The organism is Halovulum sp. GXIMD14794 (assembly GCF_054457455.1).
The window spans coordinates 239,462-253,441 of the sequence record NZ_JBTLNF010000004.1; the positions used below are offsets into that span (position 1 = coordinate 239,462).

Annotated in this window: 16 protein-coding genes and 1 tRNA gene; 10 read left to right on the forward strand and 7 right to left on the reverse strand. The window is 65.4% G+C overall.

The genetic code is table 11. The features are described from left to right. Positions 1-39: 39 nt before the first annotated feature. Both ACW9UR_RS07835 and ACW9UR_RS07840 read left to right on the forward strand, forming a co-directional pair. Positions 40-453, forward strand: coding sequence for a universal stress protein (locus ACW9UR_RS07835; RefSeq protein ID WP_458916406.1), 414 nt, complete (start codon positions 40-42; stop codon positions 451-453). Between the two features lie 180 nt (positions 454-633). Further along, a complete protein-coding gene (locus ACW9UR_RS07840; RefSeq protein ID WP_458916407.1) occupies positions 634-1,128 on the forward strand; it encodes a hypothetical protein in 495 nt (164 codons plus the stop codon). A 358-nt stretch (positions 1,129-1,486) separates the two neighbouring features. Here ACW9UR_RS07840 and ACW9UR_RS07845 read toward each other — a convergent pair whose 3' ends face one another. Beyond that, positions 1,487-2,371: an NAD(P)-dependent oxidoreductase gene (locus tag ACW9UR_RS07845; RefSeq protein WP_458916408.1), complete on the reverse strand. Its 885-nt coding sequence runs from the start codon at positions 2,369-2,371 to the stop codon at positions 1,487-1,489. Between the two features lie 119 nt (positions 2,372-2,490). Here ACW9UR_RS07845 and ACW9UR_RS07850 point away from each other — a divergent pair, with 119 nt between their 5' ends. Continuing rightward, positions 2,491-3,387 (forward strand): NAD-dependent epimerase/dehydratase family protein, encoded by an 897-nt coding sequence (locus tag ACW9UR_RS07850; protein WP_458916409.1) that lies wholly within the window; start codon positions 2,491-2,493, stop codon positions 3,385-3,387. A 282-nt stretch (positions 3,388-3,669) separates the two neighbouring features. On the opposite strand, the gene ACW9UR_RS07855 is transcribed toward ACW9UR_RS07850, so the two are convergent. Next, positions 3,670-5,271 carry a TadE/TadG family type IV pilus assembly protein gene (locus tag ACW9UR_RS07855; protein WP_458916410.1) on the reverse strand — a complete coding sequence of 534 codons (1,602 nt, stop codon included), beginning with the start codon at positions 5,269-5,271 and terminating at the stop codon, positions 3,670-3,672. A 223-nt stretch (positions 5,272-5,494) separates the two neighbouring features. Between ACW9UR_RS07855 and hisA the strand changes: the two genes are divergently transcribed. After that, positions 5,495-6,217 (forward strand): 1-(5-phosphoribosyl)-5-[(5-phosphoribosylamino)methylideneamino]imidazole-4-carboxamide isomerase, encoded by a 723-nt coding sequence (hisA, locus tag ACW9UR_RS07860; protein ID WP_458916411.1) that lies wholly within the window; start codon positions 5,495-5,497, stop codon positions 6,215-6,217. Positions 6,218-6,220: 3 nt separating this feature from the next. Here hisA and ACW9UR_RS07865 read toward each other — a convergent pair whose 3' ends face one another. Next, positions 6,221-6,421: a hypothetical protein gene (locus ACW9UR_RS07865; protein ID WP_458916412.1), complete on the reverse strand. Its 201-nt coding sequence runs from the start codon at positions 6,419-6,421 to the stop codon at positions 6,221-6,223. A gap of 129 nt (positions 6,422-6,550) precedes the next feature. On the opposite strand from ACW9UR_RS07865, the gene hisF reads away from it, so the two are divergent. The 4 genes from hisF (at position 6,551) to ACW9UR_RS07885 (ending at position 8,258) form a co-directional block, all read left to right on the forward strand. Then, a complete protein-coding gene (gene hisF, locus ACW9UR_RS07870) occupies positions 6,551-7,312 on the forward strand; it encodes an imidazole glycerol phosphate synthase subunit HisF (RefSeq protein ID WP_458916413.1) in 762 nt (253 codons plus the stop codon). Beyond that, on the forward strand, positions 7,309-7,626 hold the full coding sequence (locus tag ACW9UR_RS07875) for a phosphoribosyl-ATP diphosphatase (RefSeq protein ID WP_458916414.1): 318 nt from the start codon (positions 7,309-7,311) through the stop codon (positions 7,624-7,626). Before hisF ends, ACW9UR_RS07875 begins: the two co-directional genes overlap by 4 nt. Before the next feature lie 70 nt (positions 7,627-7,696). Beyond that, positions 7,697-7,773 (forward strand) — tRNA-Arg (locus tag ACW9UR_RS07880). A 239-nt stretch (positions 7,774-8,012) separates the two neighbouring features. After that, entirely contained in the window at positions 8,013-8,258 is a 246-nt protein-coding gene (locus ACW9UR_RS07885) for a hypothetical protein (RefSeq protein ID WP_458916415.1), read from the forward strand. Positions 8,259-8,676: 418 nt separating this feature from the next. Here ACW9UR_RS07885 and ACW9UR_RS07890 read toward each other — a convergent pair whose 3' ends face one another. Together ACW9UR_RS07890 and ACW9UR_RS07895 are read right to left on the reverse strand one after the other, a co-directional pair. Next, complete coding sequence (locus tag ACW9UR_RS07890) at positions 8,677-9,048, reverse strand: hypothetical protein (RefSeq protein ID WP_458916416.1); 372 nt, start codon at positions 9,046-9,048, stop codon at positions 8,677-8,679. Positions 9,049-9,122: 74 nt separating this feature from the next. Further along, a complete protein-coding gene (locus tag ACW9UR_RS07895) occupies positions 9,123-9,491 on the reverse strand; it encodes a hypothetical protein (RefSeq protein ID WP_458916417.1) in 369 nt (122 codons plus the stop codon). 96 nt (positions 9,492-9,587) lie between these two features. Here ACW9UR_RS07895 and ACW9UR_RS07900 point away from each other — a divergent pair, with 96 nt between their 5' ends. Further along, on the forward strand, positions 9,588-10,316 hold the full coding sequence (locus ACW9UR_RS07900; protein ID WP_458916418.1) for a Crp/Fnr family transcriptional regulator: 729 nt from the start codon (positions 9,588-9,590) through the stop codon (positions 10,314-10,316). A gap of 6 nt (positions 10,317-10,322) precedes the next feature. Here ACW9UR_RS07900 and clpS read toward each other — a convergent pair whose 3' ends face one another. Continuing rightward, positions 10,323-10,628, reverse strand: a complete 306-nt coding sequence (gene clpS, locus ACW9UR_RS07905) for an ATP-dependent Clp protease adapter ClpS (RefSeq protein ID WP_458916419.1) — start codon at positions 10,626-10,628, stop codon at positions 10,323-10,325. A gap of 139 nt (positions 10,629-10,767) precedes the next feature. Between clpS and ACW9UR_RS07910 the strand changes: the two genes are divergently transcribed. Continuing rightward, on the forward strand, positions 10,768-11,979 hold the full coding sequence (locus tag ACW9UR_RS07910; RefSeq protein WP_458916420.1) for an FAD-dependent oxidoreductase: 1,212 nt from the start codon (positions 10,768-10,770) through the stop codon (positions 11,977-11,979). 12 nt (positions 11,980-11,991) lie between these two features. On the opposite strand, the gene ACW9UR_RS07915 is transcribed toward ACW9UR_RS07910, so the two are convergent. After that, on the reverse strand, positions 11,992-13,965 hold the full coding sequence (locus tag ACW9UR_RS07915; protein WP_458916421.1) for a multiheme c-type cytochrome: 1,974 nt from the start codon (positions 13,963-13,965) through the stop codon (positions 11,992-11,994). Positions 13,966-13,980 lie beyond the last annotated feature (15 nt).

The following is a 13,980-nucleotide window of genomic DNA, read 5'->3' on the forward strand; positions in this document are numbered from 1 at the left end:
GCGCCGTGCCAGATTGACCGAAAAAGAAGGAGTACGCCGATGTTCGACACGATCATGGTCCCCGTGGACCTTGCCCACGCCGACAAGCTGACCCGGGCGCTCGACACCGCCGCCACCATCGGCAAGAGCACCAATGCGGAACTGGTCTTCGTGGGCGTCACCACCGGCACCCCCAGCGCCGCCGCGCACAACCCGGCGGAGTTCAAGGCCAGGCTGGCCGAGTTCGCGCAAGGAGAGGCCCAGCGCACCGGTGCGCGCACCCGGGCGGAGACGGTGCTGAGCCACGACCCGGCGATCTCGCTCGGGGATGACCTCATCAAGGAGTGCAAGGCGCTCGAGGCGGACGCGATCGTCATGGCGAGTCACGTTCCCGGGCTGAAGGAGCACATCTTCGCCTCGAACGCGGGCTACGTCGCCAGTCACGCGCCGGTCTCGGTTTTCGTGGTGCGCTGAAACATTCCTGCGACGGATCACGCGGGCGTCAGCGCCCGTGTGCCCGGCGCGGCCGATTTCTGTAACAATCGATCACGGAGTGCCCCTCGCGCTACATCTGCGCGTGAGCCCCCCTGCCCCGGTCCCGAGGTTCCGGGCATCCTGCCGGCAATTCGTCATTCACCGGACAGGAGCCCGACCATGACCCGCACGTTCAACCTTGCTGCAACGATCCTCTATTCCGGCGCCGTCGCCACCGTCGCCTTCGATGCCTTCGGGCAGGGGCTGAGCCCCCTTCTCGGGTTCGCCAAGCTGGCGCCGGTGCCGTTGGCGGGGCAAACGCTGAACGTCGTCTTCGGGGCCAACCCGGCGGGCGCGGCCTACCTGCTGCACATCATCACCGGACTGCTGTTCTACCCCCTCGGCTGGCTGCTGGTCGTCCGCCCGATCTGGCGCGCCGTCGCCCCCGGCCTGCACTGGTCGATCCCCGCCGCCGCCTATGGCGTCGCACTCTGGGTCTTCGCGCTTTACTTCATGGCCAGCCTCGTGGCCGGCAACCCGCCGTTCCTCGGCTTCACCGGGATCACATGGGTCGCGCTGTGGGGGCACATCCTGTTCGCGATCGTCGCCGCAGCGGTGATCGAGGCCCGCACCGCCACCGCCCCCGCAGGCCAGCCGGTCACCGCACACGCCTGATCGGGCAGGACGGCCCGCTCCGGCGGGCCGTTAACATGTGTGGCTGGTCACCGAAAGACGGCGGAGCGCGTCGCGCAAAGACCTTCAAATGCCTGTTTTCGCGCCGCAATCCAGCCCGCTTTCCCGCCTAGATATTGTCCTGCCACCGAGGTTGCGGTGACAACTGGACCTTGGGTGAAAATCCGAACACGAGTGGCATAATCCGGGCACATCGAGTGGCTTACGCCCGGCGGATTTCAAGTAAGCTGAACCTGGCCCCGAATTGCCGGCCTTCCTCTAAACCACATGATCCGTATCGCCGGCCCCGCCCCCAGGGCAGAACCGGCGATCAGCTTGTGACGCTTGAGGGCAGTCGGGCTCAGATATCCTCGCCCGAAAGTACGCGCAGGCGCTGGATCAGGCTCGAGGTATCCCAGCGGCCGCCGCCCAGTTGCTGCACGTCGGAATAGAACTGGTCGACCAACGCGGCCACGGGCAGCGAGACGCCGACCTCCTTTGCGGTATCGAGCGAGATCCCCAGATCCTTGCGCATCCAGTCGACCGCGAAGCCGAAGTCGAACTTGCCGTCCACCATCGTCTCGGCCCGGTTGGCCAGCTGCCACGAGCCGCCCGCACCCTGCGCGACCAGAGCCGCGACCTGCTTGGCGTCGAGCCCGGCCTTGGTGGCGAAATGCAGCGCCTCGGAAATGCCCTGCACGATACCGGCAATGCAGATCTGGTTGGCCATCTTGGTCAGCTGACCCGCGCCCGCGTCGCCGAAGCGGATGCACGCCTTGGCATAGGCGTCGATCACCGGCTCGGCGGCGTCGAAGTGCGCCTGATCGCCGCCGCACATCACGGCGAGCTGGCCGTTCTCGGCCCCGGCCTGACCGCCCGACACCGGCGCATCGACGAAGCCGACGCCCTGCTCGGCAGCCTTGTCGGCGATCTCGCGCGCCACGGTCGCCGAGGCGGTGGTGTGGTCGACGAAGATCGCGCCGTCTTTCATCGTGGCGAGCGCACCGGTCTCGCCGTAGACGACCGAGCGCAGGTCATCGTCATTGCCGACGCAGGCCATGACGAAATCGCAGCCCTTCGCGGCCTCGGCCGGAGTTTCGCCGAAGGCGCCGCCGTGTTCCTTGGCCCAGGCCTCGGCCTTGGCGGTGGTGCGGTTGTAGACCGTCACCTCGTGGCCCTTGGCCTTGAGGTGCCCGGCCATGGGATAGCCCATCACCCCAAGACCAAGAAATGCTACCTTCGCCATCGTATCCTCCCGTCGTGGACTTGCTCCGCCTTGTCCTAGCGCAAGGGGCCGGGCTGGTGGAACCCCGCACTGTCGGGTTATGCAAAGTTAGGTTCAACAACCACAAAAGGAGGGAGGACATGGCAGGGAAACGCGTCTTCTTCACGGGCGGCTCGGGCAAGGCGGGGCGGCATGTGATCCCGTGGCTGCTCGACAAAGGCTACCGTGTGCTGAACGTCGACAAGGTGCCGCTTGAGGTGGACGGCGTCGACAACCTGATCGCGGACATCACCGACTCGGGGCAGATGTTCGACGCGATGTCAGGCTACGCCAATTTCGGCGAGCTGGAGCCGGGAACGGGCGTGCCGCGGTTCGACGCGGTGGTGCATTTCGCCGCCGTGCCGCGGATCCTGATCAACCCGGACAACGAGACTTACCGAGTCAACACCATCGGCACCTACAACGTCATCGAGGCGGCGGTGAAGCTGGGCATGCGCAAGGTCGTCGTCGCGTCGTCCGAGACGACCTATGGCGTCTGCTTTTCGGACGGGCGCACGCCGCCGCGCAGCCTGCCGCTCGAGGAGGATTACGACGTCGATCCGATGGACAGCTACGGCTGTTCCAAAGTGGTGAACGAGGTTACCGCGCGCAGCTTCGCCCGGCGCTCTGGCGCGGATATCTATGCGCTGCGGATCGGCAACGTGATCGAGCCACATGAGTACGACCGGTTCCCGGCCTTCTTCGAGAACCCCGAGGTCCGCTATCGCAACACGTTCTGCTACATCGACGCGCGTGATCTCGGCCAGATCGTGCACCTGTGCCTCGAGAAGGACGGGCTGGGGTTCGAGGTGTTCAACTGCGGCAATGACGACAACTCCTCGGACCTGCCGACGGCCGAGCTGCTGAAGCGGTTCTATCCGGGCGTTCCGGTGACGCGAGAGCTGGGCGAGTACGAGGCGCTCTATTCGAACCGCAAGATCCGCGAGGTGCTGGGCTTCGAGGAGCAGCACAACTGGCGTAAGGCGCTGGGACGCTGACGAGGGGGGTCCTTGAAAGGAAACCGGCGCAGCCTTGGGGGAAGGTCGCGCCGGTATCAGGGGTTCGGGGGATGTGAACCTCTGTAATCCGTCCCGGTCGCCGGCTTTCGCCTGGCTTTTGGCGGTCCGGGCCCCGCCTGCCCGATGGGCTTCGCCCGTGCGAAGTCAGGACCAGTCTTGCGCCTGGCAGGTGGCGACAGCGGGGCGCGAATGTGGCGCTGAAGTGGCAGGCAAACGGGCGGCGGAATACCGCCGCCCGTCAGATGATGCCGTTCCTGCCGGTCACTGGTGCCGGCTATAGCCGTCCGGAAGCTCCAGAACCTCGTCGATTTCGCTGTTGCACAGGGCGGCCGCGTTGTTGCTGGCCAGGTCCACCCGGCTCAGCGACTGGATCGATGTGCCGCTCAGGCCGTCGACCTGTGCCGCCAGCTTGATGGGGCCCTTCGAGGCGATCTGCGAGCCGTGGAACTCCATCTTCGCGGCGAAGTGCATGCCGCCGGCCGTCAGGATCTGGGCGCCGCCGCCCGGCGCGCAGTTGTCCGGATCACCGATCTTCACGCCCGAGCTGCCCTGGACCGACTTGGCGTCGGTGCTTGAGGTGGCGATGATCGCGTTGCGGACCACGGTGTCCTTGTCCAGCTTGACGTCGCAGTTGGTGACGATCACGACCTGCTCGATCACGGTCGGGGTGGAGTTGCCGCCGCCGGAGTTGTCCCCGCCGGAATTGCCATTCCCGTTGCCGTTGCCATTGCCATTTCCGGTCGAGGTATCGCCATCACTGCCCGAGCCAGTATCGGTGCCTCCATTCCCATTCCCGTTGCCGTTGCCGCCCCCATTCGCGTTGCCGTTGCCGTTGCCACCCTGCGCGGTGAAGGCGATGTTGGTCAGCTGATCCAGAATCGAGGCCTGCTGACCGCTCTTGCCGCGCAGGTTCAGGGTGTTGTTCCCGCCGGTGCAGGTGATGTTGTAGACCTTGCCGGCGACCATCGCCTCGGGGTCGAACGCATTCTCGTTGACCGAGATCACCTCGGGGTTCTGGCCGTTGGCCACGTAGTCCGGCTGCGAGTCCGACGAGATGTCAAGGAAGTCCGTCAGGTAGGTGTCGATGTTCTGCGCGATCGTCGGCTCCATCGAGGCCCAGACGAGCGCCTCCTCAAGACCGGTGTTGTTGCCGACCTGGCCGCCCGGAGTGACCAGAAGGTCAGGCGAGGGCATCGCGATGTGCACGCCCGGGTCGAATATGTTGTTCTGGTTCAGCTCGATGCCCATGCCGCCATAGATGCAGATGCCATTGGTGAAATGGTTGTTGCTCTGCATGTCGACGACATCGGAGGTGATGATCCCGTCCCGGGCGCAAGCGCCCTCGCGCGGGCCGGCGACGGCGATGGTGGCAATGTCCCACGACGGCAGTCCGCCGAACGCGGCCAGCAGGAATGTCGGCAGGCTGTTGTTGTTCACTTGGTCGCGGCGGGTCGTGACCTTGACGTGGTTGCCCCAGCCTTCGGTGAAGCCGATCACGTCGCTCCAGCTGCCGTAAAGGACATCCGTATCGGTCAGGACGGTGCCGTTCTTCGGCCCCATGATCCGCCCCGCGATCGAGAGCGCGACCTCGTCCCCCCGCTCCTGCGCGGTGGTGTTGCCGACCGGCTCGCCGGTGTAGTCCTCGTAAACGGCCGGGTCGAAATGCGCCATCGTGCCGGCAAGTGCGGACGAGTCGGCGGTGGCCTGAAGGATCCGCTTCATGCGGTAGGCGCTGGCCGTGTCGATCGTCAGACCGGCGATCAGCAGGAAAATCACGCACCAGAATATGTTCCACGCCATGCCGGCACCGGATTCATCCCGGGCGAAGGCCTTGGCTGCATGGTCTTTCAGGAAAACGCTCACGATATTCATCCCGGCAAACTACTTCACATTCCTCCGGGCGCACGGCCATAACGGCCCGACTCGCAACCCGAACGAGATGAAATAGCCTGCCGCTCGTGTTTGGCGCGGGGCACAATTGTGTTGTTTTGGTGATTTACTCGCTTCGGACCTGTTTACGTTGCGGAAGGCTCTTTGCATCCGCCGGAACGGGCGGTATCAGGCCGCCGTCAGACCGGAGAGCGCCATGATCCTCTATCCCGCCATCGACCTGAAGAACGGCCAATGTGTGCGCCTGCTGAAGGGCGACATGAACCAGGCCACCGTTTTCGGGGATGACCCCTCGGCACAGGCGCTGAGCTTCCAGGAAGCCGGTTGCGAATGGGTGCATCTGGTGGACCTCGACGGCGCTTTCGCAGGCGCCCCGCGCAACGCAGAGGCGGTCGAGGCGATCCTCGCGAAACTGAGCGTGCCCGCGCAACTGGGCGGCGGCATCCGCGACATGAAGGGGATCGAGGGCTGGCTTGAAAAGGGCCTGGCGCGCGTGATCCTCGGCACCGCGGCGGTGCGCGAGCCCGACCTTGTCCGCGATGCCGCCCGCGCTTTTCCCGGCAAGGTGGCCGTGGGAATAGACGCACGCGACAGCATGGTCGCGGTCGAGGGCTGGGCCGAGACGACAGAGCTTTCAGCGCTGGAACTTGCCCGCCGGTTCGAGGACGCGGGAGTCGCCGCGATCATCTACACCGATATCGACCGGGATGGCGCGATGCAGGGCCCGAACGTCGAGGCGACCGCCGCGCTGGCGCGGGCGGTCTCGATCCCGGTCATCGCATCGGGCGGCGTGTCCTCTCTGGACGATCTGCGCGCGTTGAAGGACAGCGGCGCGCCGCTGGACGGGGCGATCTCGGGCCGCGCGATCTATGAGGGCAAGCTGGACCTGCCCGCCGCGATCGCGCTGCTCAAGGGCTGAAGCCTAGGAGTAGATCCCGCGCTCGATCCGCATGAACGCGGCGGCGCGCAGTCCGGGGCGGTACGGCCCCTTGTGGCGGCGTTGTAGCGCCAATGTCGCGGCATGCGGCCCCGCCGATCCCGTCAGCCGGGCGATATCCGCGAAATGCTTGGCGCGCGCGCCCTCGGCCCGTTTCTTCGGGGTGTCGATCACGTGCTTGGTCATGACTCCTCCTTGCGTTGTGACGTCATTTCCTGCCCACACGCTTGAATCTGGTCGCTGGAGCGAGTCGGCGCAAGGGTCTTGACCGCAATCGGCCTTGCCCCGCCCTGAGGAAGCGGCTAGGCGAATGCCATGCTGAAGGTTCGTGTCATCCCCTGCCTGGACGTCAAGGACGGCCGCGTCGTCAAGGGCGTGAATTTCGTCAATCTCATCGACGCCGGCGATCCGGTCGAGGCCGCCAAGGCCTATGACGCCGCCGGCGCGGACGAGCTGTGTTTCCTGGACATCGCCGCTACGCAGGAGAACCGCGGCACGATGTATGACGTCGCCAGCCGCACCGCCGAGCAGTGCTTCATGCCGCTGACCATCGGCGGTGGTGTGCGGACCTCGGCCGACGTGCGCGCCCTGCTGCTGGCGGGCGCCGACAAGGTCAGCTTCAACTCCGCCGCCGTAGCAAACCCCGACGTGGTGGCCGACGCCGCCAACAAGTTCGGCGCGCAGTGCATCGTGGTCGCCATCGACGCCAAGACCGCGCCCTCGGGCCGGTGGGAAATCTTCACCCACGGCGGCACCCGCGAGACCGGCATCGACGCAGTCGAGTTCGCCAGGGAAATGGAACGCAAGGGCGCCGGAGAGATCCTGCTGACCTCGATGGACCGGGACGGCACCCGCGACGGCTACAATCTGCCGCTGACCCGCGCCATCGCCGACGCGGTCCGGGTCCCGGTGATCGCCTCTGGCGGCGTGGGCAATCTGGACCACCTTGTCGACGGCGTGACCGAGGGCCATGCGAGCGCGGTTCTGGCCGCCTCGATCTTCCATTTCGGCGATCACACCATCGGCGAAGCGAAGGCGCACATGGCCGCCGCCGGGATCCCCGTGAGGCCGGCATGACCGACATCCTGGACCAACTGGCCGCGACCATCGCTTCGCGCAAGGGGGCGGACGCCAAGGCCTCCTATACCGCCAGCCTGCTCGCCAAGGGCACCGCGAAATGCGCCGAGAAATTCGGCGAAGAGGCAGTAGAGGCCATCGTCGCCGCCGCCCAGGGCGACCGCGCCGCGCTGACCTCCGAAGCGGCGGACGTCGTCTATCACTTGCTGGTCATGCTGACCGCAGGCGACGTGACCCTGGACGACGTGCGCGCCGAACTGGCCCGGCGCGAGGGTGTCTCCGGTCACGCCGAGAAGGCCACGCGCAAAGGCTGAACCGTCGCGCGGTACACAGGCGATTTGCCGATTGCCACCGCCCTGCCCTTTGGCTATACCCGCCCACGCTGCACCCGTAGCTCAGCTGGATAGAGCGCTGCCCTCCGAAGGCAGAGGCCACAGGTTCGAATCCTGTCGGGTGCGCCACAGAATTGCCAATTAAATAATACAAATCAAAATGGGCTTCCTCTGTTCTCCCAGACATAGTGGAGGACCACTTCTGTGGGGAAGACCAGTCTCGCCTTCCTTCACCTTCCGCTCAGATGTCCAGTTCGTCCAGATGCCGACAAAGATCGCGCGTTGCCCCTCCGCATACAGATGCAAATATGCTAATGTGTGCTGCGCGCTAGACGCACTTAACTCAGATACAGGAACGGGAGGTCTCTATGAAGTTTCTAAATAATATTGGTATCTCAGGAGTCTGTTTGCTTGCCGCGGTGTTTGTCACTCCTGCAAATGCGGAACCCTTGGCGGGCGTTGGAGCCAAGACAGGGGCTGCAATCGGCGCGGTGAGTGGTGATGTGAAGATAAAGAAACCGAAAAAGGCAAAAAAGAAGAAATCTGTTGTTAAAGGCCAGGCCAGCGGAGCCGCTGTGGGCGCTATTTCTCCTGGGTCTATAAATTTGAAGTAACAAAGAAATCCACCCGCGTTGATAGCTGTTCACGTGGAAGCCTAATGGGCTAATTCGGGCCAAACCTACGGGCGGGTGGAAGTTTGGCTGTAATAGCCCGGCCAAGGCGAACTTCCGGATGGCTTCTTGGCACATTGTAAGGGACTTAGAACTGTAGTTAGTTCGCCCTTCTGCTTCCACATGATATCGCTGACGATTTTAGCAAGGATCTTGTGAGGCAGTCATTTCAGCAAGCACAGCTTAGTCGATCTGTTTGGAGAGCGCACAAACTGTGGGGTTATGAATCTGGTGACACAAGGCCCGAAACCAACCTTGCGACCAAAAGAAAAATCGAGTCCTTTCAAAACCTAGAAACCCACAGGCGTCTCGTCGGGTGCGCCCCCTCCTTTTCCATGTCGGCAGAAGAACAGATGTCGGGTCACTGCGTCTCGAGCAGCCATCTGCCTTGGGCGTCCTGGCAGCGGCGGGTGTTGACTTCCCTTTCGAGGCCCGTGGTTGTGCGGACCTTGTGGCGCAGCGAGATGCATGGCGGAGAGGTCTCGATGGCGGTGATCTCGACGCTGCCGGTGCTGCCGGTCTCCGGGTTTGTCCACTCGACGTGCTGACCGGGACGGGGTTCCACGCCTGTGAACAGCGACTCGGCCGCGGTGCCGGCGACCGTCACGTCGGATCCCGCGATGCCGCTATTGCTGAAACCGCGGGCGAACTGCGCTTCGGCGGGAGCGGCGCCTAGCAACGCGAGCGCGCCGAGCAGGAGAAGGGCGCGGGGCGCCGTCGCGGAATGGGGCATGCCGGAACCTGCTGGTTGAGTGGCCTCGTTCGCCACACTCTAGCGCTATCCTTGCCGTGTGGCGAGCGGCTGTCTCAGACCTCGCCTGCCAGCAGGCCGAAGTCACGCAGCAATGCCTCTACCTCCTCGGAGCGAAATGGCTGCTCGAGCGGGTGAAAACCGGTTCTGGCATAGTCCTGCGCATGGGGATCGCCACCCAGCACGACGATTCGGGTGCCCGCGGTCGCCAAGGCCTGCACCTTGGGATGCGTCACCAGCTCTGCGACCGGCGCGCCGAGGAAAGCGACGTCGAACGGCCCCTCCCAGGGGGCATCGAGCGTTGCCGCGACCTCGGCCCGCGCGCCATCGAGGCCGGAGAGCATTTCCTGCAGATCGAGCGCGAGAACAGGTTTTCGGGTCACGACGAGAAAGCGCCGGGCGTCAGGCGACACGGCCTCAACCATCGGGGTCTCCTACATGTGGGGATTCGGGGCGTTGGCAGAAGAATGGAACCTCGCGCCGTCCGGCGCATTAAACTGTGACATAGGAAGGCGCTCCAGATGGTCACCGATTGCACGAACTGTCCACTTCGCAAACTGGAGGTGTTCGACGATCTGACCCCTGACGAGCTGGTGTTCATGCGCCGCTTCAAGGCCGGCGAGCTGAAGATCGAACGTGGCACCCCGATCCTTCTGGAAGGATCGAACAGCCCGCAACTCTATACCACGCTGAAAGGTTTCGGGTTGCGCTACAAACTGCTCGCGGATGGCGGGCGCCAGGTGGTGAATTTCGTCTTGCCCGGCGATTTCATCGGCTTGCAGGCCGGTGTGATGGGCGAGATGCAGCACTCTGTCGAGGCGAGCACGCAGATGGTGCTGTGCGTGTTCGACCGCTCGGACATATGGTCTTTGTTCAAGCAGCAACCCGGGCGGGCGTTCGACCTGACCTGGCTTGCCGCCATCGAGGAGCATTTCCTGGGGGATGCCCTGACCTCGGTGGGGCGAATGTCGGCGGCGCAGCGGATCTGCTGGGGGCTACTGCGCCTGTTCAAGAGGTGCGAGGCTCTGGGACTGACCCGGGAAGACGCCTGCCCGTTTCCCTACAAGCAGCAGGACCTCGCGGATGCGCTGGGTCTGTCGTTGGTCCATACCAACAAGACGCTCATGGCGCTCCGCGAGAAACAGATCCTGAGTTGGCAGGACGGGACCCTGCGCCTGTTGAATAGGGACGCGGCCGAAGACATGGCGCTCATGGAAAGCGATCCGCAACATCCGAGGCCGTTGATATGACGCCGATCAATCCTCGCGCTCGGTGGTGAAGGTCAGCGGGTATCCCTTCGTGCGGCCTGCCTCGGTGCCCTGCCGCGCCTTGGTATCGGCGATGTCGCGGGTGTAGACGGCCACCACGCAAGCTCCCTTTTGGTGCGCGGTCAGCATCACGCCCAGCGCATCCTCGGTGCCCATGCGGAAAACTCCGCGCAGTATCGTGACGACGAACTCACGGGGCGTGAAATCGTCGTTCAGCAGGATGACCTTGTAGAGGCTCGGCCGCGCTGTCTTCGGCGTCACCTTGGTCTTCGGCAGGGTCGTGGTCTTGCTCATCCCGGGGCCTCTTGCGCCTTGGAGAACAATAACAGGATCGCAAATCCGGGCGCTCCGGTCCAGCGGGACGGATCCGCCGTGCTTCGGCCATCTTCCGGCGCTAGCCGTGGGACATTCGTTGACCTATTCGAGACCCGGCATGTCAGATCCCACTTCCGCCCGCGCTCCGTTGTCGATTGGCATCGCGGGGGCAGGCGTGGGCGGGCTTGCCGCGGCGGCGCTTCTGGCCGCGCGCGGCCACGCCGTGGAGATTTTCGATCAGTTCGACCGGCCGCGCCCGGTCGGTTCGGGGCTAGTAATCCAGCCGGTCGGACAACGGGTACTGCGGGAATTGGGATGCCTGGACACGGCCCTGTCCCGCGGGCGCCTGCTGAATGAGATCCTCGGCACCAGCCGGGAAACCGGGCGCCACGTGCTGTATGCGCGATATGGAAGCGGGCAGGACGCGGATCGGGGGCTGGCGATTCACCGGGCGGCGCTGTTCGACTGCCTGCTGGGCGCAAGCGCCGCTCAGGGGATCGGCATATCGACAGCACGGCGCGTCATTTCGCGCGAAGGCCAACGGTTCCTGTTCGAAAACGGTACGCGAAGTGCCCGGTTCGATCTGCTGGTCGACGCCAGTGGCAGCCGGTCACGGCTGACCCCGATGCGCGTGCGCGCCCTGAAATACGGGGCACTCTGGGGTGTCGTTGACTGGGTGCCGGGCGCGACCCTTGCAGAAACCCAGCTGACCCAGAAATACAGCGGCGCGAGCAAGATGATGGGCGTGCTGCCCATCGGCTCCCTGCCGGGTGAAACCAAGGCCCGCGCCGCGATCTTCTGGTCCCTGCCCTGCGAAGCCTACGGTGCATGGCTAGTGGCAGGCGTCGGTCCCTGGCTGGAGGATTGCCGGGCGCTCTGGCCCGAGGCCGAGCCCTATTTCGGGCAAATCAGGGATACAGGGGAAATGACCATGGCCCGCTATGGGCACGGAACGCTGGCGCGCCCGGTTTCGGAGGGACTGGTTCACATCGGAGATGCGGCGCATTGCACCAGTCCGCAGCTGGGTCAGGGGGCGAACATGGCGCTGCTGGACGCGCTCGCGCTGGCGCAGGCGCTGGAGCGGCATCCTCGGCGCGACACGCTGGCGGACGCGGGCCGGGCCTATGTGCAGGCGCGGCGCGGGCACGTGCTGGCCTACCAGTCGATGAGCGCGCTGTTCACGCCGCAGTACCAGGGCGACAGCCGGGCGCTGGCGCTGCTGCGGGACCGGGTGCTCTACCCGGTGTCGCAGGTTCCGCCGATCCCCTCGGTGCTGTCCCGTCTTGTCACGGGTCGGCTGGTGCCCCCTGTCGCGGGGCTGCCGGGCTGAGCCTTTGCGGCCTCATTCCGGCAGTGGCGGGGTCAGCGAACCGCCGTCCGGCAGAGAATCCGACGGGCGGCTCGCACCCTGAAGCTCGTCCATCATCGCCCGCAGCGTCTCGTCCTCGGGGTTGATCGCCAACGCCTGCTCTAGCACGGTTTCGGCGGCAGCCGGGCCTTCGGTGGCAGCGGCGATCCGAACGATCATCACCCAGGCCTCGGTCCGCTGCGGGTCGAGCCGGACCACCTCGCGGAACGCGGCGGTGGCGGCGTTGAAATTGCGCATCGTCAGCGCCATGCCTGCCATCTGAAGGTGCGTTTCCGGGAAATCGGCGCGGTTGCGCAAGGCGCCTTGCCAGTCAGCCATAGCGGCACGGAAATCCTCGGTGATGCGGCCCGGCATTCGCGCGATCGGCGCGTCGAGCATCGCCTTCGCCGCCTCGATCCGCACCGTCTTGATCGGATCGTCCAGCAGGCCCACCAGCCTCAGCACCCTGTCCTGCGGCGGGGCCATCCGCTGCACGCCCACGGCGGCAGCGCGCACCACGGGGTCGGGATCCTCGAGCAGCGGTACGAGCCTTTCGGCGGCGCTGGGGCTGTTCGCCTGTTCGAGCAGCCAGAGCGCGGTGGCGCGCGCGATCCCCGGCTGTTCGGTATCCAGCGCCAGTTCAGTGACGTCCCCCGCAGCCGAGACCGCATCCTCGCGTCCACGGGCAAGTGTGACACCGAAGTGCGGGCCGCGGTTGTCGCTTTCAGGGAACCAGTCGGCGATGGTTTCGGCGGCCCAGTCGGCAGACCTGTCTTCGTGGCAGGTGGTGCAGGTGTCGGGCGCACCGGTCTGCGCCGACAGGTCCGGGCGCGGGACGCGGAAGGAATGGTCCGCCCGCCAGTCGTTGCCCATGTAGACACGCTCGCCCATATGGCAGCTCTTGCACTCGGCGCCAGCACTGCCTTCGGGGTGGCGGTGATGCTCGGGGCTGTCGTAGAGCGCCGGTTTCAGCGTCGGGAAGTCGGGGTTGCCCGCCGGGCCGTGGCACTGTGTGCAGACGGCATTGCCCTCGGCCTTAAGTTCGGCGGCGTGCGGTTCGTGGCAGTCACCGCAGGAGACGCCGCGGGCGTACATCTTCGATTGCAGGAACGAGCCGTAGACATAGACCTCGTCCTCGATCTGGCCGTCGGCGTAGTAGAGGCCCGGTCGCAACAGCGCCAGGTTGTAGGCGTCATCGAAGAGCGTTCCCGGCATCGGGTTGCCGTCCAGATGCGCCTCGCGCCGCGAATGGCAGGTGGCGCACTGCTGGATCGCCGCTTCAGGGTCCGAGAAATCCACGGCGAAACCGTAGTTTTCGGGGTGCGGCGCGGGCTGGCCAGCTTCGGTCCAGTCGACATGGGCGCGGCCTGGGCCGTGGCAGGCCTCGCACCCGACGCCGATCTCTACCTGAGTAGAGCCATAGCGGCCGGTGGTCGGGTTGAAATTCTTCTGGAAGCCGGTCGCGTGGCACTCGGCGCAACGGCCGTTCCAGGTCTTGTAGGGGCCGGTCCAGTGCAGCCCGTCGTCTGGCGGCAGGTCCTGGTCCGGGTAGAGGTGGAACCAGCCGCCCTTTTCGGTATCCCAGACCACGTCGAAGCTTTGCAGGCGGCCTGGCTCGGTCTCGAGCAGGTATTGCTGAAGCGGCTCGACCCCGACCACCGAATGCACCCGGTAGGACGAGGTCGCGCCGTCGGTCTCGGTCACCGAGACGCTGTGGGTGCCGTCTGGCCCGATGCGGAAACGGGCGGTCATGTCGCCCAGCGTGAACTCGGTGCCGTCGAAATCCGCACGGATGTTAGCCGGGTCAGCTTCGGTCCAGGCGAGCGCGTGGTGCGAGTCCTTCCAGGCTTCGGCCACGTCGGTGTGACAGGCGGTGCACACGTCGGAGCCAACATAGCCCCGGCCGTCCTGCGCGGCGGCGGCGCTGGCGAACATGAAAAGTAGCAGGAGCAGGAGACGGTGCAGCATCAGGGGCCTTCGCAG